We start from the raw sequence: 20,543 nt of genomic DNA, 5'->3' as shown, positions 1-20,543 counted from the left end.
CCCCTTATCTTAGCACAAAAGCTCACTCAATCACAAGTAGTCAGAAGGTTTACGTCTTTTTACCCCAGCAAACTCCTTTCGTTAAGAGATCTAGCACTCACGTCGCTCCGCTCCTCAGCATCCATGTCTCTAAGCTCGGCTTCGACCAACGGTCTTGCCTGGCTAAATGTTACTCCAAGGTATACAGCTTTCTTCCTAACGAGCAAAACTGCATCCACTGCTCTATGACTCAACTTTGTCCTACGGACGCGTTTCGTTAAGACACATAGCGCTCACGTCGCTCCGCTCCTCAGCATCAATGTCTCTAAGCTCGGCTTCGACCAGAGGTCTTGCCTCGCTGAGACACATAGAAAAATCCCCCACCAAAAGGCAGGGGATGATCGACAAACTGTCTTATTCTTAATTGAGGAAGCTGCTCGCTTATTTGCGGCGTCCTGGGCGTTCCTTGTAGCCATAGTAAGCGTCTTCGATGATTTCCTGCATGTGGTCAACCATTGGAAGGCGTGGGTTGGCTGGAGAACATTGGTCTTCGTAGGCAAGGAAGGCCAATTCGCGTGAATGTTCTTTCCATTCTTTTTCGTCAATACCTTGAGCCTTGAAGTTCATTTCGATACCGACACGTTCTCCCAGTTCATAAACAGCTTTCGCAAATGATTCAACACCTTCTTCTGGAGTAGAAGCTGGCAAGCCAAGCATACGAGCGATGTCTTGGTATTTCTCATCCGCACGGTAGTAGTTGTACTTAGGCCATGTCGCTGTCTTAGCTGGACGTGTACCGTTGTAGCGGATTACATATGGCAGCAAGATCGCATTGGTACGACCGTGGATCGTATGGAACTGAGCACCAATCTTATGGGCCATAGAGTGGGAAATTCCCAGGAAGGCATTGGCAAAGGCCATACCAGCGATAGTAGAGGCATTGTGCATCTTTTCGCGAGAGTGGAAGTCAGCGTTCTTAACAGAGCTTTCCAGATTTTCAAAGACTAGTTTGATAGCTTGGAGAGCCAAACCATCCGTAAAGTCGCTGGCCATCTGAGATACATAAGCTTCTGTTGCGTGAGTCAGAACATCCATACCAGTGTCTGCTGCAACAAATCCTGGAACAGTCAGTACCAGAGCTGGGTCTACGATGGCTACAGTTGGAGTCAGAGAGTAGTCAGCGATTGGGTACTTACGGTTGTTAGCCTTGTCAGAGATAACGGCAAACGGTGTTACTTCTGAACCTGTACCAGATGTTGTAGGAATTGCGATAAACTTAGTCTTCTTACCAAGCAACGGGAATTTGAAGGCACGTTTACGGATATCCATGAATTTTTGCACAAGGTCACGGAAATCCACTTCTGGTTGCTCATAGAAGAGCCACATTACTTTAGCTGCGTCCATTGGTGAACCACCACCAAGCGCGATGATTGTATCAGGTTTGAAGGTACGCATAATCTCCGTACCACGTTCAACAGTTGTGATATCTGGATCTGGCTCTACGTCTGCAAAGATTTGGTAAACAACCTTATTACGACGAAGATCGAGTTGTTCGATGATACGATCTAGGAAACCAAGCTCTACCATAGCATGGTCTGTAACGATCATGACACGTTCCACATCACGACATTTTTGCAGGTATTGGATAGAGTCACGCTCGAAGTAAGTTTTTGAAGGGAGTTTCATCCATTGCATATTATTTCTACGTCTTCCTACTTTTTTGATGTTCAAGAGATTCACAGCACTAACGTTATCACCAACTGAGTTGCGACCATAAGATCCACAGCCCAGTGTCAATGATGGCAGGAAGGCATTATAAACATCCCCGATACCGCCGAAAGTGGAAGGTGAGTTGCAAATAACACGGATGGCACGAACAGCTTTACCAAATTCCTTAGTCAACTCTTCGTCCGCTGTATGGATAGCAGCTGAGTGACCAAGACCATGGAATTCTACCATTTGACGGGCCTTTTCAACACCGTCTTCACGGGATTCAGACTTGAGCACAGCGATGACAGGTGACAGTTTTTCACGTGTCAATGGCTCTTTTTCACCAACTTCTTTACACTCTGCTGCCAAGATATTCGTATCTTCTGGCACACTGAATCCTGCTTGCTCTGCAATCCAAGTAGCTGGCTTACCAACGATATCCGGATTGAGCTTAGCACCAGCACAGTTCTTGCTGTTTGCCTTAGCGCCGAAGCAGAACTCTTCCAACAGAGCTTTTTCTTTCTTATTGACAAAGTAAGTATGATAAGATTTGAACTCTGCTACAAATTCATCATAAACTTCCTTATCAATGATAACGGCTTGCTCAGAGGCACAGACCATACCATTGTCAAAGGACTTAGACATAACGATATCGTGCGCTGCTTGACGGATATTAGCGGATTTTTCCACATAAGCTGGTACGTTTCCGGCACCAACCCCCAGAGCTGGCTTACCACATGAGTAAGCTGCCTTCACCATTGCATTACCACCTGTCGCAAGGATTGTTGCAATCCCTTCGTGGTTCATAAGTGCAGAAGTTGCTTCCATCGATGGCGCTGTAATCCATTGCACACAGTTTTCAGGCGCACCTGCTGCAATCGCTGCATCACGCACGATTTGTGCTGCATGGGCAGAAGATTCTTGAGCAGATGGGTGGAAAGCAAAGATAATCGGATTACGTGTTTTTAAGGAAATCAGAGCCTTAAAAATAGCTGTTGAAGTTGGGTTAGTTGTTGGAGTAATTCCGCAGACAACACCCACTGGCTCCGCAATCAAGGTTAAACCAGTCACATCATCTTCCTGAATAACGCCGACAGTTTTCGTATGGCGCATATTATTCACAACGTGCTCACAGGCGAAGAGGTTTTTCGTTGCCTTATCTTCAAAAACTCCGCGGCCCGTTTCTTCATAAGCGTGCAGAGCCAACTCACCATGGGCATCCAAAGCTGCTACAGAGGCCTTGGCTACGATGTAGTCCACCTGTTCCTGATTCAGCTTTCTCATTTCCTCGAGTGCAACCAGACCTTTTTGCACCAATTCGTCGACATGCTTTTGCGCTGCCAAAGACTTGTCTTCTTGTTCTACCGTTTTCTTCTTTTCAGCCATTCTATTCCTCCAATGGTTTTGCCTTAGGTTAGACGAAGAGCACTAACCTTTGTTAAATATTTCACAATTCAATTATAACCCATTTAATGATTTTTGTAAACACTTTCACCTGACATTCACAAACTTTTCTCTATTGATTTGTGAAATAAGTAACAAATCTACTGATTTTACAGCCTATTCTTTTAGTTTTTGTGAAAAAATTTTTTATTTTTTAGAGATTTCACATACTTTTACTTTCACATAAAATTTGAAAGCGCTTTCTTATCTTAGATATAAAAAGCTCGGACGAACCGAGCTGATTATTTATGGTTTCACATTACCAGAATTTGCTTCATCTATGGCTTGCTTAATGGTATTGGCATAGAGAGTTCCCCCTTCAATGATGGACTCTGAGTTTGAGCCAAAGTGGACATAGTCTGTCCCTTCCCAAATCTGCGGATTTTCGATAGCAGTTTGATGCCAGTCGGCCACAAAGACATAGTCATACTTCTTGGCTAATTCTAGCTCATACTCCCGCTGCTGGGCCAAGACGCCGCCCTCTGAGCGACCGTCATAAGGGGTCACGAGGATCAGTTGATGACCCTTAGGCAGGCTGGAAACATACTCATCCAAAAGTTCATTCGAGTAACCGGACGAATTGGTTCCAAGAGCCAGAACAACCTGCTTCTTCAGCACTCTATTAGCAATATCTGTCTTGTAGACCTCCAAGCCTGTACTCAGACTGCGACTAACGACAGTGTCTAGCTCGATTCCTGGTAAGATCTGCTGCAATTGATCGCTAGAGCGCAGTGCAACAGAGTCACCAATCATGGTAATCCCGTCCGCCACATTGTACTCAGTCGCCTTGGACTGATCAACCTGACTTCGAGTTGTCTGCATCTTAGTGTCAGCTTGATTCAGAGCATTGACAATCAAACTTTCCTCAAAAGCTCCTACCTTTGGTGCTGTCACCGAGATAAAGAACATAATCAAAGTCAGCGGAATCATACTGTAAAAGATTGGTCTGGTAAGAGATGACAGATCCATCTTGGTTCCCATGATAACTGGCTGACGACCAGCAAGAGTTGGCTCCAAGATGTAGAAAGACAAAGCTGCAAAAGTAAGAGACAGCAGCGTGGTCAAGAGAACAGCCAAGCCGTTACTCATCAGCTGGGTAAAGATAATATAGAATGGCCAGTGGAAAAGATAAACACCGTAGCTGGTATCTGCGATAAAGTTGACAATGCCAGGCTCCTTCACATCAGGGAGCTTGTCATGCAACATCCTAGCTGCCAAAATCATCAGACAGGCCAAGATAGTCGAAATCAAGAATCCTACCAGGTAGGTCCAAAGATTATCAAACTTGAGTAGGAAGCTGAGCAAAAGCAAAACAGCTATGCTGCCCCCCATAATTCCTAGCACTTGCTTGAGAGCCAGCTTTCCCTCCAGCATCTTAAAGCGACTGCTGACATGGCCGACGCCAGATAAGGTTGCTAGGATGCTTCCTGCAAAGAAAGGAAAGACGTGGGTCAAACTTGAAAAATAAATATCAGAATAATTCTTAGTGGTCAAACCGCCAGCAAACATTGATACAAAGCTGAGCAAAAAGAGACCTGCAGAAACCAACGCAATCATACCGCGATAGCGGGCCGTTGACTTGGCAACCTTGCCCAAGCCCCAAGCAGCCAAGCCCCAAAGAACATAATAGTGCACTTCTAAAGCCAGACTCCAAGTGTGAATCAAGATGTGCGGCACAAACTGACTCTCATAACTGCCGCCAGATAGCATTTCATAAAAGTTGGTCACAAATCCCAAGGCAGCCGCAATCTGCGTTCCAATTCCAGCCACAAAATCCTTACGAATCAAGAGGGTAAAGGGCATAACGACCAAAATCATAAAGACCAGAGGGGGTACAATCCGATAAAAACGCCGTTTGAAAAAGCCTTGGATATCGATTTCTTTCTTCTTGGCAAACTCGTCAATAAGCAGAGCGGTAATCAAGAAGCCAGAAAAGGTAAAGAAGATATCCACACCAATAAAACCGCCAGGGAAAACGCCCTGGAAGTAATGATAAAGCAGAACTAGAAGCAGCCCCGTGATTCTGACGAGCGAAAACCATTTAATGCGCATTTTGATAAATTCCTTGTTTAAACGTTCCTTCATAAACGACATTGCCTTCTGTCGTTAGCTTCCCTTGTCCATCAGCCTGACCCTTGCTGAAGTCCCCTTCATATTTCCAGCCAGCCTGCGAGGTAAAGGTTCCTTTTCCGTCAAAGATGCCATTGCGAAATTGACCGCTATAACTGTCCCCATTTTGAAAAGTCATCGTCCCCTGACCGTTCATCTTCCCGCGAACCAAGGTTCCGTCATACTTGATTTTCCCCTGATCCAGCGTTAAAACGCCCTTACCAGGAATCCCCGAAGTAAAGACCAGAATAGCTGACAGTACAATGACCGTGACAGCCAAGAGTTCTAAATTCTGCCGGGTCAGATAGACCTTGTATTTATCGTAAAATTCTTTTACTTTATCCATATTCCTATCCATCCAAACGCTCTAGCCACTTCTTGCAGCCAGCCAAGACCAAATCATAGGTTTGGTCAAAATCTCCTGTGTACCAAGGATCTGGTACACTTTCTTCTTCAAACTGATAAATTTTATGCTGAAAATCCTCAGGCGCCAGCCGCTTCAAATCTCGGACATTGCTTTCATCCATACCAATGACGTAGTCAAAATCCGCAAAATCCGCTGTCGAAATCTGCTGAGAAGTCTTGTTCCTATCATAAGAAATGGCATATTTCTTAAAAATAGCCTGTGTTCCCCGATGAATGGGATTGCCTTGCTCCCAGCTTGAAGTTGCCCGGCTCTCGATTTTCAGTTGGTCTGTTAAACTCTTCATGACAAACTCTGCCATCGGACTGCGGCAGATATTGCCCAAACATACAAATACAATTTTCTTCATAGAATACCTCGCTATCTATTATAACAAAATAATGGCAAAAACTAGCCCTGAATCGTTTACAGTTTCCTGATTCTCGTTGAAAACGGGCAAGCCCTGCCCCTCTCATGTCTGAAAATAGCAAAAAACCACCGTTTGGTGGCTTTTTGTAGGGAGATTATTTTTTAAAAAGAAAAAAGTTTTAGGAGTTAAGTTAATTTCTTAACTTGGTTATAGTATAATATCCATTCCTTAAAACTTCCTTAAAATAACTTAAACATTTTACTCTTAATTTTTACTTATTTATTAGGATAGTGAAATGCCTGACCGTCTGAAGTTGTAATGGTGTTGGTTTCGTTATTATCCTTTGGATTAGACGTCACTAATTTCTGTTTATTCCGATCTAAAAAGTCTTTATTCATACTATAGACAGCATAATTCTGACCCAGACTATTCAATGTTAATCTGTATAATCAAACGACATTACACTTCTCCTCTCTCGCTATTAGAATAGATAACTAATATTTTGGATGAAGTTTTCCCCCTATGACTTTGAAGCATCTTCCATTGCTGATCAATTTCTTCATCTGTCTTTCCTTTCATTAGTCCATCATGATTTTCTTTACTATACAATTTATGATTTATTCCATAAATTATTTTTTCTCCATTATTAAATCGTATTTTTACATCACAAGACCAAGAACCTGGTTTATCATTATAGTAGGGTTCTGTTATCTCAATTTCCTCAAGACCTTCATAAGAATTCTTCAAAGCCTTTACTAGACTGACTTCATACTCTCTATTGTGGCGCTCTTCTTCGGAGTTTTTGTTCAAGGTAAACATATAAATCCCTCCTACAGTGATGATAGTCAACAATACAATAACAATGAGCCATTTGAATCTGCTCATATATCTAGATTTTGCCATAAGATTTTTAAACTTCCTTAAAATAACTTAAACATTTTACTCTTAATCTTTGCTTATTTATTAGGATAGTGGTATTCCAACTGCGGCCAGCGTTTCTGCCAATTCTTCTTAGCCAAGCGCTCAACATACACATGCTGGCGCTCCTTATTTTCAAGAAAATGAGAAGTCGGTCTGACCTGAAAGTTTAAGATATCCTCCAAACCATAGGGAGCAAAAAGTTCCAGTTTGTCATTTTCCAGCAAACGCAGGCCGATAGCAGTGCAGCGCTCAGGATACTTACTCATGGCTTCGCAAGCATTTTTATAAGGAGCCGTTCCAGGACTATGGCGGTGCATATAGGCTTGATTTCTGAGCTCCCATCGATACTGTGGCCAGTCTGCCTTGAGTTTGGCTTCCAGCTCTATCGTCTCTGCCTCAGCATAAGTCGGATCAAAGAAAATGACATCTACATCCGTCTCTGAGTCAAAACCTGGTCGCTCTGACAGCATATTCCAGATAAAATTCCTCACACATCCAGCCGCTAACCAAGAATCCTTGAGCTCCAGACTGCGAATAATTTCCAAAATCGCTCGGATGTCTGGATCCTGACCTAGTTGATTTAAGGCAATCTGTTCCATTTTCGTTTCATGTTGGATATTAGTATCCCCCTTCACTTTATCACTTACCTATATCATCATATTTTACTAGCATATTGGGAACATACATTTCTAATCTTTTTAGGATATTACCCCGGATAGCCGTATCCATCTGACTACTGATATTGGTAATAGTTGTCTTTGTCTCAAGGGCAATTTGCTTAGCTCTAGTCTGAAATTCTTTCTTCACTTTTTCACGAGCTTTCTGCGCAGCCTGAGCTTCTGCTAATGCACGCTTGCGTTCCATTATCCTTCGCATCTCTTTCAAAGCAAATTCATATTCCTTGTCTGTATAATATTCATTTATTGGAGCTCTCATATCTCTTCCTCATCTGATAATATTCTTCTTCTAGCTTATCCCTGTTCTTTCGGAAAGCTTTTTCGCATTCGAGTTGTTTTTCATCTAATTTTATAGTTTGTTGATTATAAACAGTTTGGGATTCCAACATTAGATTTTCCATGTTAAAGAAATAGTCCTGCATATCCTCGGAAGAAACCGAAAACCTCTCCAAAACATAAGTCATTTTCTCTATCTCCTCATCTACTAAATTCCCGAATTCCCTGAAGCGGTCATAAAGTTCTTTCTCATTCCTCTCAAATAACTTTTTTTCATGACGATATTTATCTTCAAACTCAGTCAATTCTCGTTCTTTTCTGTTTACATCTTCCCAAGTTACATCTCTTCTTTCCATCGTTTAAATTCCTCCGCCAATCCTGCATCTGTTGCCAGTACTTTTTCAATAGCTTCCTGAAGCTGCCCGTTTAGTCGCTCAAAAGCTGTCGCTGAATCAGCCATTTTAGCAACTTGATGATTGGTTTCACTCTGAAAGCCATCTACATATTGGTCTTTTGTAACACCTTGACTAGCATAGATAGCTTCTACTTCTTCAATGGACAGTTCTGTATAGTTAGTAAAGTCAATTTTGGACCAGAGATTCGCTACTTGATTATTTGCCTCTTCAGATAATTTCAATAACTCTTCCGCTCCAATACGCGCTGCGTTCATCATACTAGAAGACAAAATCTGTCCCTGTACAGCATCCAGATAAATCTGTTCTGCTCCACTAATACGATTGGAAGCCCACCTCGTTTTTAATTCCTTATAACGCTGCATTCTACTCAAGCTATCAGCATAAGCTTTATAGAGCCCGCTGACTAAAGGTCTACCTACCTTGCTATCAATCACCTGTCCAGTTACAGGGTCAAATATCCATTCATCAATTCTATGACTAGTTCCATCTATCCAATATATAGTTTTGGGAATAGAATTTGATATATCATTTTGACTAGTAAACCATTCAGGATGATTAAAATCATTATAGCGGACTACATCGTCATTCTTTCTACGGTAATCCACAAACATAGCAGAGTTCTTTTCCAGAAACTGTTTTTCTTCCTCAGTCAAAGCTCCATATTTAAACCAAGCATTAAAAGTGGTTGTTGGAATATGATACTTTGCCCCCAATTTAAGCATGTATGCTCCTTGAGAATAACCAGATAATTTACTTACTTCATACTGAGGATTATCCATAATCTCTTTGACAAATTGATCCGCTACCTTATATTGAGGAGATAAGTATGTTTGTCTGGCTTCAACTGCACCAGCGGCATCACGCGTAAGCGGACCCAACTTGTTAACTGGACTTTTAGGATCCGTTCCTGCCGAAATTACAGCCACACTCTTATAGTCAGGCAGTCCGTTAACAATTGGCGCAACAGCCATGCCATCAAAACCAGTCTTAGAATCCACCTTAGTCGCAATAACACGAAATTCCTGACCGTCTGAAGTCGTAATAGTGTTGGTTTCGCCTTTTTTCAATTCACTATCTGGTTTAGCAGAGACAATGTTTGTTCTATTTTCTTTACGCTGTGCGTACTCTGGATTAACACTATAAACATTCGGGCCTTGGTTTAATTCATTGAGTTGCTTATCTGTATACATGTATGTAGTCATCACTGCTCCTCCTCTGACCCATCCGAATATCTAACTTTCACTTTTGATTTAGTTAAACCTCTCCTAGACTCTAAAAAATGTTGAAATTCTTCATCTTCATTATTATATACACCTATTCTAATTTTTTTAACATTTTTATCAAAAGCTAAAACGTGTTCCTTTAACGTCCCATCAAAAAATTTGAGCTTCACATCTGCCCCCCACGCTTCTGAAGGAATTGAGGTATATGATGGATTCGAAATATAAATTTCCTCAATTCCCTCATAAGAATTCTTCAAAGCCTTTACTAGACTGACTTCATACTCTCTGTTGCGACGCTCTTCTTCCGATTTTTTGTTCAAGGTAAACATATAAATAACTCCTACAGTAATGATAGTCAATAATACAATAACAATGAGCCATTTGAATCTGCTCATATATCTAGATTTTGCCATAAGATTTTTTCTCCTTTAGCTTTATTATACTATAATTTTTAAAGCAAAGTATAATAGAATAATGTTCTTTAGAGCCAATAATTCTACGATATATTGTTCTGACGTATGAAAAAAGAAACAACGTTTCCGTCATTCCTTCATATACTCATATCCTAAATGCTCATAGGCTTTACGGGTAGCCACGCGCCCAGTCCGAGTTCGCATGACAAAGCCTTTCTGAATCAGGTAAGGTTCATACATGTCCTCTACTGTTTCACGCTCCTCAGCAATATTGACCGAGAGGGTTCCCAGCCCTACCGGACCGCCACCGTAGACCTCAATCATAGTCTTCAAAATCTTCTGGTCCACATAGTCCAGCCCTTCCTGGTCCACATCCAGCATGGAGAGAGCCTGGTCGGTTATCTTATCATCAATCAGGCCATTGCCCATAATCTGCGCGTAGTCCCGGACCCGTTTGAGCAAACGGTTAGCAATCCGCGGTGTGCCTCGGCTACGTAGAGCCAGCTCCTTCGCAGCCTCGTGGGTAATATCCATCTCAAAAATCTCTGCCGTCCGCTCAACGATTTCCGTCAAGTCGCCAGCTTCATAATACTCCATGTGACCGGTAATCCCAAAGCGAGCCCGCAGAGGATTGGACAGCATGCCAGCCCGAGTGGTCGCCCCAATCAGGGTGAATGGCGGCAAATCCAAATGGACACTGCGACTGGTCTCGCCTGAACCAATCATAATGTCGATGTAAAAGTCTTCCATAGCGCTATACAGCACTTCCTCTACCGCCATTGGCAAGCGGTGAATCTCATCTATGAAGAGGACATCCCCCGGCTCAAGGTCATTTAAGATCGCAACCAAATCACCAGATTTCTCAATCACCGGACCTGAAGTTTGCTTGAGATTAACGCCTAGTTCATTGGCAATGACAAAGGCCATGGTCGTCTTCCCAAGACCTGGAGGGCCAAAAAGCAGGGTATGGTCCAGCGCCTCATCCCTCAGCTTAGCCGCTTCAATAAAAATCTTCAGCTGGTCCTTGACCTTGTCCTGACCGATATACTCCTGTAAATATTGGGGACGCAAGGTGCGCTCCACCAATTCCTCATCGCCCATTAATTCATTATCTAAAATTCTACTCATAGAACTATTATAGCAGAAAATAAGTCAGAGGAAGCAAATCTAATCCACGTCTGAACAAAAAAAGACCACCGGATTGGGTGGCCTTTATGGGAGATTATTATGAAAAAGTTTAGGATTTCTATCAAATAAAGTTAGGAGGTCTTCATTTGATACTCATAGTATACTGGCCTTAACTTAAAGAAATCTTAACTTTGTATAACGTATCCTTTAAAATTTAACATTTGAGTTACAATCCGATAAACTTCCCGTCTTATTCTAAAATTTGAGCAAAAAAAGACCACCAGATTGGGTGGCCTTTATGGGAGATTATTATGAAAAAGTTTAGGATTATCAAACAAAGTTAGGGGGCTTCATTTGATAAAAATAAGTATAGCAGCCTTAGCTTAAGAAAAACTTAAAGTAAAATTCAGTTAGCAAAAAAGATTTTGCTGTTGATTGTGGAGGCTTTTCCCTTGCTCAAGATTAGCTACTGAAAACATAGTCTCTGAAAACTGGACAAAGAAAAACGGCAGAAGGAGGTACTGCCGTTTTTTGTGCTCTTTCGCGATTGTTTCTTTATAAAGTTGCTGGTACATCAGCAAAATACACTGTCCTGCTGGTAAAAATCTGATTGGCCTTGAGAATGACATCTGACTGCTGGCTGCTGTGAATGGCATCCGGCAGGGCCTGGGCTTCCAGAGCTAAGCCATTATGCTGAATCATAGGCTGTCCGTCAAACCGAATAGAATCATCCACGCAATTCGCTGAATAAATCACTAGGCAGGGAGCCTGAGTCTGAATGGTCAGGCGGCGGCCCGATGCTGGATGATAGAGCGTGCCTGCCTGGTTTCGGCTTGGGCTTAGCGCAAAAGGATGATCCAAGCCAGATACCAGCCGAATTTGCTCATCAGTCGCGTCAAAAATTTCTTTAAGGGAAGCGCCCTTGGCCAGCTTCTTGACAAAGTCACGCTCTGCATCAGCCTTTTTTTCAGGAAGGCCGTCAGCTGCGATAGGATAGACACCATCAGTATTGAGCTGCAGGATATGATCATCTATCGGTTGATTGAAACGACCAGACAGGTTGAAATAGCTATGGTTGGTCGGATTGACCAAGGTATCTTGATCTGTCTGAACTTGATAGGAGATTTCCAGCTCGCCCTTCTCTGTCAGGGTATAGGAAACCCAGATTTTCAGATTGCCAGGAAAACCGCCAGTTCCGTCTGTACGCTCTGTATAAAATGTGAGCCCGTCATTGCTGACTTCCTCTACTTCAAAAACGCTACTGTCCCAGCCGCTGGAGCCACTATGGTTGCAGTTTAAGCCATTATTGGCCTCTAGCTGAAAGCTCTGACCATTCAGCTCAAAAGCTGCTCCGGCAATACGTCCGGCCACCGGACCAATACTGGCTCCATGCTTGGGACTGTTCCCAATATAGTCCTCAAACTGATCAAACCCGACAACAATATTGTCAAAGCGATTGTCCTTATCAGGAGTGACATACTGGACAACGGTCGCTCCGTAGTTCATGACTATCAGACGATAACCTTGATCGTTTTCAAAAGTGTAAGCTAGAATCTCCTGACCGCCCAGCTTTCCAAAAATGGATTCTCGGTAAGATTTCATACCAAACCTCTTTTATCTATCTTGTTAAAAATCACGAACTTGCCAAGTCCTGTCTTCAAAAGGCAGGTCAAGCTTGTCCAGCCAAGACACAGCTGTTTGGCGCAAAACTTGATTAAGATCCTCGATATTCTGACGACCCGTCTCGTCCAGCCACGCTTGAGCTGCTGCAGCTCCTTCTTGGGCAAAGACCGAGACTGCATCCTTCCAGGTAGCTCGTCCGCACAGAACTCCGTTAAACTGTGAGCCCGCTTCATGGGCTAGTCGCAGCGTTTCTTGGAAAAGCTCGGCACTGACACCAGCGCTGAGGAAGATGAAAGGTAAGTGTGTCGCATCTGACTGTTCTTTAAAGAAATCTCGGGCTTCCGTCACGCTGTAGACTGGCTCAACGCCTTCTTTGGTGAAGCCCTCAACAAAGTTCATATTGACTGGCACTTCAACCTTTAAAACATCTACATGATAGCGGGGATCTGAAAAGAGCTTGACTGCCTCGTTGACCTTATGCGGCTTAAGCTTGGCATAGTTAGCGTCCAAAACACTGTCACTCTTGGCATCATAGGTCAGAATCTCCAGAAAATAAGGAATGTCCTCAGCTAAGCATTCGCTACCCACGCGCTCAACCCAGGCCTGCTTGATGTCGTTAATTTCTGGTTTGTCATCCACATCATAGTAAATCAAGACCTTGACGGCATCTGCGCCCATGTCTCGGATGCGACTAGCTGACCAGTTTGGCAGCAAGTCCGGCAGGCGGCCCTCCGCTGTAGCATCATAGCCAGTCTTCTCGTAGGCCACTATTAGCCCACAGGACTCATCCCGCAGCTCAGCTGCCGGCAGACCGAACTCTGGATCCAGCAGGATAGAGCTGGCATAGGGCGTTAGCTGACTAGAGATTAATTCTTTGAACTGAACCAGAGCTTGGTCACCCGAAGGCGCATCTTCTCCGCTGGCCAGCATTTTCTTGAGCGAACCACGCTGGTCAATGGCCAAAGCCCCGATAATCCCCTGCTCGTCTGATAGTTTTTTCAGATGGCTCACTTTTTTGTGGCTAATTTGTAATTTCTCCATAACTTTTCCTTCTCTTACTCCTCAAAAGGGTGAATGATAACTCCTTGTACTACACGATTGACCGTGCCTGTCGGAGACGGTGTATCTGGACGGTTTTTGACCTTGAGCGAGGACAAGAGAGCAAAGAGCTGAGCGTAAACGATGTAGGGGAAGATGCGATAGCTATCTCCCAGAGGCTCTTGGGTACTTAGCACCACTTGCTCGACTCCTTCCAACTGCTCCTCCCGGTCAGTCAGCAAGACCAGTCTGCGGACAATCCCGTCACCAGCCACTTCCCGCACCAAGTCCAAATCATAAGCCTTGGTATAGGCATCTGCCGAACCAAAGACCAGAACGACTGTGTCTTGGTTAATCAGCGACTTAGGCCCATGCCGGAAACCGACTGGACTTTCGTACATGGTCGCAATTTGGCCGGCTGTCAGCTCTAAAATCTTGAGCTGGGCTTCATGCGCCAGACCAAAGAAAGGCCCTGCTCCCAGATAAATGACCCGACTGAAATCCAAATCAACCAGCTGCTGCACATCTGCAACGCGTTCTAAAACATCCTGACTGAGCTGAATCAAAGCCGCAACCTTGGCTTCCTTCTGGACTAGTTCAACCCGGTCAAAGACCAAAAGGGCTGTCAGCATCATAGAGCTGAAACTAGAGGTCATGGCAAAGCCAGCATCGTTAGAAGCTTCTGGCTGCAGGAGCAAAAGATTCTTTTCATCACCTTGAGCCTGCTGAGCTAGCTTGCCTTGGGCAGCACAAGTAATGGTAATCTGATACAAGTCATCTACCAGCTGCTTGGCCAAGTCCACAGTCGCTACACTTTCTGGGGAATTTCCGCTGCGGGCAAAGGAAACCAGCACTGTCGGCACTTCTCTCTTCAGATGCACCAAGGGATTGGCAACGATATCTGTCGTCGCAATAGCATTGAAATTCCATTTACGCTCGTCATAAATCTGCCTGAAATAAGGCGTCAAGGTATCTCCGACGTAGGCTGATGAGCCGGCTCCGGCAAAAATGACCTTGATGTAGTCATGTTTGTCCTCGATTTTTTTCAGAAAAGCAGCGATATCTGAGGCCTGAGCCTTGTAACTGTCAAAGGCTTCCTGCCAAACCTCAGGCTGCTGATAGATTTCTCTCGTTGTGATGTCAGCCCCCAGACGCTGCAATTCTTCCTGTGAATAATCTAACATTCTCTTTCTCATTCCTTTCCATCATTTGAAAAAGGGGGAGCGAGACAGAGTCCAGAAAATCAAAGATTTTCGGCTCGCTGTCCCACCCCCGCAACGATGGCTAGACTTGAAATATACTTTTAACAAGCTTTTTCAAACCAGACAGCGACTGCATTTTGCAATGCTGAACCATCCATTTCCTTAGGCTAATAGGCATCTCCCAAATTCCTCTTAGACCAATATGCCTGAATCAACCACTGTGGCCAATCCTTACCTATCAGCAGTCTCCCATCTGCTGACAGCGCAAGGACTTGACCCAACTAGAAGTGATTGTTCAAGTTTTTATTCATCTTCATCATCCATTAGGCCTGCTAGGACATCATTAACCTTAACAATATTCTCTGCTGCTTTGGATGGATAGCTAACTTCTGCTCCTGTCAAAGAAGCGTTAATAAACTCAATGACCATGGGCAGATTGACCCCCGCATAAAGCTCGATATCCTGTCCTTCCATAATGAAGCGGCTGACTACATTACAAGGAGTGCCCCCCAAGAGATCCGCAAAAACCAAGTAATCCTCAAAATCTTTGACCGTCTCTAAGAATTTAGCTGCGAAATCTTCTGGACCTTCCTCCGGAAGCAGGGCTACTGCATGGATGTCTTCCTGAGGCCCCATAATCATTTCCGTAGTGGTTTTCAGTTCTTCACAAAAGCGACCGTGGCTGACTAAAACTAATTTCTTACTCATAAATTACTCCATTACTCTGGTACTTGTCCCAGCAGGAAGTAGCCGATAGCAGAGAAGCTTACTGCCATGATAATGATAATGAAGATAGCCTTAGTAGAGTTCATTCCTTTCTTGCCCAAGAGCCAGAAGATAAAGCCTGTAAAGACTGCTGGAATCAAACGTGGGAAAATCAGATTCATCATGTCTTGGAAATCAATAGCTTTTTCACCAATCTTCAGCACCCATGAAACTTCAAAGTTAATCATAGTCGCAACAAGAGCTCCAACCATGAAGATACCCAATACAGAAGCCGCTTCAACAAGAGCTGTCAAAGTGCTTTGCATGTTGGTGATGAGGTTGACCCCTTCTTTGTAGGCAAATTCTAACTGTTTCCAACGGAAAATATCATAAGCAACTGCTACAGCAATCCAAAGGAAAATTCCCCAAGGCTGGCCTGCAATAGCCATGGTAGCAGCGATAGATCCCATGATGGCTGGCACAAGAGAGCCAAAGATAGAGTCTCCAAGAGGAGCAAATGGTCCCATAAGACCTGTCTTGATACCATTGACAGCATCTTTTGATTTAACACCGTCTTTTTCTTCCATAGCTAGGTCAAAACCTGCAATAATAGTATGGAAGAAAGGTGATGTATTGAAGAATTGCGTATGCAATTTCATCATTTCTTGCAATTCTGGAGTGCCATCTCCGTACATTTTGCGCAGCTGAGGCAAGAGCATGTAGAGATAGCCAGAACCTTGCATCCGCTCGTAGTTCCAGCCTAATTGGAAAGTGAACAAGCTACGTTTATTGATTTGTTTAAAATCTTCTTTTGTTAATTTATAATTAGAGTTCGTCATCTTCAATTTCCTCACTTTCTGATTTTGTGCTAGCAGCTGGCGCAGCAACTACTGTTCTTTGGCTGTATTTGAAATGCTGTACTGCAAGGAAGATACCAAAGATAGCTACACCAATCATAGACAAACCTTTGAAGTTGTTGGCAAATGTGATCGCAGCATCTTTTGGAAGAGTCCCAACAATACTAGATACAGCCCCACCCAAAGTTTGAATGTTTGAGTAAAGCACAGTCAGCATAGCCGTCAAGCCAAAACCAAGAGCTAAGTAGTGAAGATTACGTTTAACTGGAAGGTAACGAAGCAAGATAGCAAATCCAAGTCCTGGTAACATACGACCAGCCAGTGTCAATCCTGCAGCTAGCCATTTCACACCAGCAACACCATCTACTATCGCTTGTACAAATGCTCCACCAAATGCCAGAGCCAGAAAGACTGGGAGGGCACGAGACAGAGCCCAAGGAAGTGCACCTAAGAGATAGTTGCGTTCAATACCTTTATAGTCGAAGCGTTCAACTGCTGCATCCACACGGTGCGCGAAATAAGTCGTTGTCATACGGCCTAAGATATCAAAGTAAGTTAGCAAAGTTGCTACCGGTACTGCGATTGTCGCAATAGCCAATTCTGGCTTATACCCTTGTGCTACTGAAAAGGCTGTTGCAAGAACGGCACCTGATGTTGCGTCAATACGAGAAGCTCCACCAAATGTCCCCACACCAAGAACGAACAATTGCAGGCTACCACCGATAAACAAACCGGTCACTGGTTTCCCCATAATCAAGCCAGTAATGAACCCAGCAAATACAGGGGATCCTGCTGAAGAAACGATGGTCAACTCATCACAGATTTGATAAGCTGAGTACAAAGTGAGTAGTAAAATTTGCCACCATTGTATCATAACAATGTCCTCCTAAAATTTTGTCTTATTTTAATAACTTCATGAAGTCCTCAACTGGATCGTTGGGAACCATTTGCGCGGTCAGCTTGACTCCTTTTTCGTGCAGCTTGTGAAAGGCTTCAACATCTGCATCTACCACGTTGATAGAGCGGGTAATGGAGCGAGTTTCATCTGACTGAGACATATTGCCGACGTTCAGCGTTTCCAGTGGAACACCAGCTTCGACCAACCGCAGGAAGCGGTCCGGCTTGCGAGCGACAATCAAGAGTCGCTGTGAATCATACTTGCCGGCCAAGATATTTTCTGCTGCCTTAGCAATCGGCAAGACACTGAGTTTCACACCAGCTGGCGTTGCGAGCTTGAGCCCGCTCTTTTCGATAGCATTTTCAGCTACCTCATCGTCAATTACCATAATGCGTGAAATGTTGAGCTTGGTAGTCCAAAGATTGGCTACCTGTCCATGGATCAAACGTCCATCGATACGTGCACCTACTATTGTCATAGATTTTCCCCCTTTATTGTTTTAAATGTAGGTTGGTTAACTAAGTGAATGGTTTCGCTGTAGATCCCTTCTGTCTCAAAGATAATGATGCGATTGTCGCTTTCTCTGAGCAGGCTGTGCGGGATATAAAGCGATAAGGTCGGTCCGACATTCCAGAAACGGCCAATGCTGACACCGTTGACAAAGACGACGCCCTTGCCAAAGTCGGACAGATCCAGATAAGTATCTTTAAGCGCTTTCATTATAAAGTCAAAAGCGTAGAAAGCTGGTTGGTTTTCCTGCCACCCTTTCGAAAAGTCAATCTTTTCTGGATGATCCAGCGGCAATGGGTAATGCTGCCAGTCAAGCAGGAAGTGCAGATCCTTGCAGACACCCGTACGAATGCCCTTCTGCTGAGTATCTGCCAAGAGTTTGTGCCCATAATTGACCCGGCCCATATTTTCCATCAGAATGTCAAGCTGGTGCTCTGCCTTTTTCTGGCCGTCCACCATGATATCCTGACCGATTTCTGTCTGGTACTGGGTTGCTATGTGCTGACCGTCCACATAGAGCTGCATCCGATCGCGACCGTCAATGACACGGAGTCTTTCCTGATCAGCATCCCAACTAGCCCAAGTCCGATAGAGCAAGTAGCCGACATTTTGCCCCAGCTCCTCCATCTTCATCGGATAGAGACTTTCGATAGGCTCTGCCAAGTCAGGCAGGGTCTCAAAGAGACTGACTTTCTGACTGAGGGGGATATTCCTAAGCTCAAAAGACTCTTTCACCAGCGGCTCCATCTGCGGATATTCTGGATAATACTCTTTCAGCATCCTCTGGACTGCATAGTACTTATCCGTCGGATTGCCCCGCTCATCGAGTAGAGCATCATAGTCATAGGAAGTTACCTGCGGCAGGTCAATGACCCCTCTAGCCGAACAGCCGTTCATGAAGCCAAAGTTGGTACCGCCATGAAACATATAGAGATTGATTGAGCCCTGCTGGAGCACTTCGTGAACAGCTTGAGCCAGCTCGTCTGGATCTCGCTTGATGATAGGTTCTTTCCAGCGATTGAACCAGCCATCCCAGAACTCCATACACATGAGCGGCCACTTTTTGCCATGCTCGTCAAAGAATTCCTGCATCTGGGCAAAATTGTAATCTGCCTTGGAGCCGAAATTCCCCGTCACAAAGACATCATCATCAATCAATGTACCAGCTTGAAGCGTTGCCCGCCAAGGTCCGTCTGAAGTAAAGAGCGGACAGGTTACACCTCGTTCTTCCATGAGCTGTCTGATTGCTCTTAGGTAGGCCTTGTCTTCTCCATAAGAACCGTACTCATTTTCCACCTGCATCATGAGGATGTTTCCCCCATTATCCAGCAGCCTTGGAGTCAATCTCGGCAGCAGCTCGTCATAATAGCTGGCTACAGCCTGCAGAAAGGCCTCATCTGATGAGCGGATGCGCATATTTTCATTGAGCAGCCAGGCCGGCAGACCACCGAACTCCCACTCCGCGCAGATAAAAGGCGAAGGGCGGATAATGGCATAAAGTCCCAAATCCTGAGCTGTCTGTAAAAATGCCTCAATATCTAAAATCCCTTGGAAGTTAAAGACACCTTTTTGGGGTTCGTGCATATTCCAGGGAAGATAGGTTTCCACCGTATTAAAGCCCAGAGCTTTGAGATTATAAAGGGAATGGTACCAATCCTCAGGCTGTACCCGAAAATAGTGAATGGCTCCCGATAAAATCTTAAACTCCCGATCATCCAAACAGAAGGAATGACCAATTTTGAATCTTGCCATCTGATGTTCCCTTCGGCGTAAAACCGCTTTCATCTCTTGTTAATATTAATATAATAAATTTTTACATAAATGTCAACATTTTTTTTTAAAATATGTTAAAATCTTAAGTAAGAGAAGTAAAAAAAGAGAGGTGAACAAAATGGCTATTCCAAAATACCAACAAATCAAAGATGAGCTCAAGCAGCAAATCATTTCTGGCAAATTTGAAAATGGCGATAAGTTTTACACAGAGGCTGAGCTGATTCAGATGTTTAATGTCAGCTCCATTACCGTTGTCCGCGCTTTGAATGAACTGGCCAATGATGGTTACATCATCCGCCAGCAAGGCAAGGGAACCTTCGTTTCACGTGCAAGAAAGCACAAGCTGGTGGAATTTTCTGACGTTGAGACCTTCCCTATCCAAAAAGATAAGGTGACCGTTCTCTCCATCAAACGCGGGAATGACCTGAAAATCTTGGATAAGCTAGAACTAGCACCAACGCAGTTCTACTATAAGATTGACCGGATCAGACGGACTGGCGATAAAATCTATATCTATCACCAAACCTATATCCCTGAGCAGTACATCAATCCTAACTATCCAGATATGGACTACTACAGCTCTATTTACAACCGCTTCAAAACTGACTACCACATTCACATGAATGATGAGCATTTTGAAGAGACCAATGAAATTGTCTTCCCAACACCAAAAGATGTTGCGAAAGTGCTGGAAGTTGATACCAACTTCCCGACTGTTCATCAGGTAAAGATTACCCAGCTGGAAAGCACTGGACAGATCTTAGAGTACAGCGAAACTTACAAACGCGGCGACTTCTTCAAGATCAAGTTCATTTCCTGCAATCGGGACCACTAAGATTGAAAACGATGGCTTCTAATCGGCTGTCGTT

Annotated in this window: 21 protein-coding genes; 1 reads left to right on the top strand and 20 read right to left on the bottom strand. The window is 44.0% G+C overall.

All coding sequences use genetic code 11. The features are described from left to right. Positions 1-59: 59 nt before the first annotated feature. The 20 genes from D8877_RS12390 to D8877_RS02600 all read right to left on the bottom strand — a co-directional run bounded on the left by D8877_RS12390 (position 60) and on the right by D8877_RS02600 (position 19,653). On the bottom strand, positions 60-218 hold the full coding sequence (locus D8877_RS12390; protein ID WP_125352364.1) for a shikimate dehydrogenase: 159 nt from the start codon (positions 216-218) through the stop codon (positions 60-62). A gap of 202 nt (positions 219-420) precedes the next feature. Beyond that, positions 421-3,075 carry a bifunctional acetaldehyde-CoA/alcohol dehydrogenase gene (gene adhE, locus D8877_RS02695; protein WP_125352362.1) on the bottom strand — a complete coding sequence of 885 codons (2,655 nt, stop codon included), beginning with the start codon at positions 3,073-3,075 and terminating at the stop codon, positions 421-423. Between the two features lie 303 nt (positions 3,076-3,378). Beyond that, complete coding sequence (locus D8877_RS02690; protein WP_125340385.1) at positions 3,379-5,184, bottom strand: acyltransferase family protein; 1,806 nt, start codon at positions 5,182-5,184, stop codon at positions 3,379-3,381. Further along, on the bottom strand, positions 5,174-5,599 hold the full coding sequence (locus D8877_RS02685; RefSeq protein ID WP_002907692.1) for an MORN repeat-containing protein: 426 nt from the start codon (positions 5,597-5,599) through the stop codon (positions 5,174-5,176). The genes D8877_RS02690 and D8877_RS02685 overlap by 11 nt, the downstream gene beginning before the upstream one ends. Continuing rightward, entirely contained in the window at positions 5,592-6,014 is a 423-nt protein-coding gene (locus tag D8877_RS02680; protein ID WP_049552807.1) for a low molecular weight protein-tyrosine-phosphatase, read from the bottom strand. Before D8877_RS02680 ends, D8877_RS02685 begins: the two co-directional genes overlap by 8 nt. Positions 6,015-6,473: 459 nt before the next feature. Then, complete coding sequence (locus tag D8877_RS02675; RefSeq protein ID WP_049539667.1) at positions 6,474-6,917, bottom strand: hypothetical protein; 444 nt, start codon at positions 6,915-6,917, stop codon at positions 6,474-6,476. A gap of 53 nt (positions 6,918-6,970) precedes the next feature. After that, positions 6,971-7,534 (bottom strand): nucleotidyltransferase family protein, encoded by a 564-nt coding sequence (locus tag D8877_RS02670; RefSeq protein ID WP_049552806.1) that lies wholly within the window; start codon positions 7,532-7,534, stop codon positions 6,971-6,973. Between the two features lie 40 nt (positions 7,535-7,574). Then, on the bottom strand, positions 7,575-7,871 hold the full coding sequence (locus tag D8877_RS02665; protein WP_049552805.1) for a hypothetical protein: 297 nt from the start codon (positions 7,869-7,871) through the stop codon (positions 7,575-7,577). Further along, positions 7,852-8,244, bottom strand: coding sequence for a hypothetical protein (locus D8877_RS02660; RefSeq protein ID WP_049552804.1), 393 nt, complete (start codon positions 8,242-8,244; stop codon positions 7,852-7,854). The genes D8877_RS02665 and D8877_RS02660 overlap by 20 nt, the downstream gene beginning before the upstream one ends. Next, positions 8,226-9,506, bottom strand: coding sequence for a hypothetical protein (locus tag D8877_RS02655; RefSeq protein WP_049552803.1), 1,281 nt, complete (start codon positions 9,504-9,506; stop codon positions 8,226-8,228). The genes D8877_RS02660 and D8877_RS02655 overlap by 19 nt, the downstream gene beginning before the upstream one ends. Beyond that, positions 9,506-9,940: a hypothetical protein gene (locus tag D8877_RS02650; protein ID WP_239682250.1), complete on the bottom strand. Its 435-nt coding sequence runs from the start codon at positions 9,938-9,940 to the stop codon at positions 9,506-9,508. The genes D8877_RS02655 and D8877_RS02650 overlap by 1 nt, the downstream gene beginning before the upstream one ends. 129 nt (positions 9,941-10,069) lie before the next feature. Next, positions 10,070-11,068, bottom strand: a complete 999-nt coding sequence (gene ruvB / locus D8877_RS02645; RefSeq protein WP_002898800.1) for a Holliday junction branch migration DNA helicase RuvB — start codon at positions 11,066-11,068, stop codon at positions 10,070-10,072. Between the two features lie 555 nt (positions 11,069-11,623). Then, the gene (locus D8877_RS02640) at positions 11,624-12,670 is read right to left on the bottom strand and encodes an aldose epimerase family protein (protein ID WP_002914220.1); all 1,047 of its coding nucleotides are present in this window, start codon (positions 12,668-12,670) and stop codon (positions 11,624-11,626) included. A 24-nt stretch (positions 12,671-12,694) separates the two neighbouring features. Further along, positions 12,695-13,732 carry a tagatose-bisphosphate aldolase gene (gene lacD / locus D8877_RS02635; protein WP_002901976.1) on the bottom strand — a complete coding sequence of 346 codons (1,038 nt, stop codon included), beginning with the start codon at positions 13,730-13,732 and terminating at the stop codon, positions 12,695-12,697. Positions 13,733-13,746: 14 nt separating this feature from the next. Then, the gene (locus D8877_RS02630) at positions 13,747-14,925 is read right to left on the bottom strand and encodes an SIS domain-containing protein (protein ID WP_125352360.1); all 1,179 of its coding nucleotides are present in this window, start codon (positions 14,923-14,925) and stop codon (positions 13,747-13,749) included. A 309-nt stretch (positions 14,926-15,234) separates the two neighbouring features. Further along, complete coding sequence (locus D8877_RS02620; protein WP_002894390.1) at positions 15,235-15,639, bottom strand: PTS sugar transporter subunit IIA; 405 nt, start codon at positions 15,637-15,639, stop codon at positions 15,235-15,237. Between the two features lie 11 nt (positions 15,640-15,650). Beyond that, entirely contained in the window at positions 15,651-16,475 is an 825-nt protein-coding gene (locus D8877_RS02615) for a PTS system mannose/fructose/sorbose family transporter subunit IID (RefSeq protein WP_002901971.1), read from the bottom strand. Continuing rightward, on the bottom strand, positions 16,462-17,367 hold the full coding sequence (locus D8877_RS02610) for a PTS mannose/fructose/sorbose/N-acetylgalactosamine transporter subunit IIC (RefSeq protein ID WP_125352358.1): 906 nt from the start codon (positions 17,365-17,367) through the stop codon (positions 16,462-16,464). Before D8877_RS02610 ends, D8877_RS02615 begins: the two co-directional genes overlap by 14 nt. Positions 17,368-17,392: 25 nt before the next feature. Further along, positions 17,393-17,869: a PTS sugar transporter subunit IIB gene (locus D8877_RS02605; protein ID WP_002898809.1), complete on the bottom strand. Its 477-nt coding sequence runs from the start codon at positions 17,867-17,869 to the stop codon at positions 17,393-17,395. Next, positions 17,866-19,653: a glycoside hydrolase family 35 protein gene (locus D8877_RS02600; RefSeq protein ID WP_125352356.1), complete on the bottom strand. Its 1,788-nt coding sequence runs from the start codon at positions 19,651-19,653 to the stop codon at positions 17,866-17,868. Before D8877_RS02600 ends, D8877_RS02605 begins: the two co-directional genes overlap by 4 nt. Positions 19,654-19,792: 139 nt before the next feature. Between D8877_RS02600 and agaR the strand changes: the two genes are divergently transcribed. Next, entirely contained in the window at positions 19,793-20,509 is a 717-nt protein-coding gene (gene agaR, locus D8877_RS02595) for a transcriptional regulator AgaR (protein ID WP_002914224.1), read from the top strand. Positions 20,510-20,543 lie beyond the last annotated feature (34 nt).

The sequence above is a fragment of the Streptococcus sanguinis genome (assembly GCF_003943735.1).
Taxonomy (GTDB): Bacteria; Bacillota; Bacilli; order Lactobacillales; family Streptococcaceae; genus Streptococcus; species Streptococcus sanguinis_E.
Note: the sequence above shows the minus strand (reverse complement) of the source record. Positions and strands in the feature narration are given on the sequence as shown.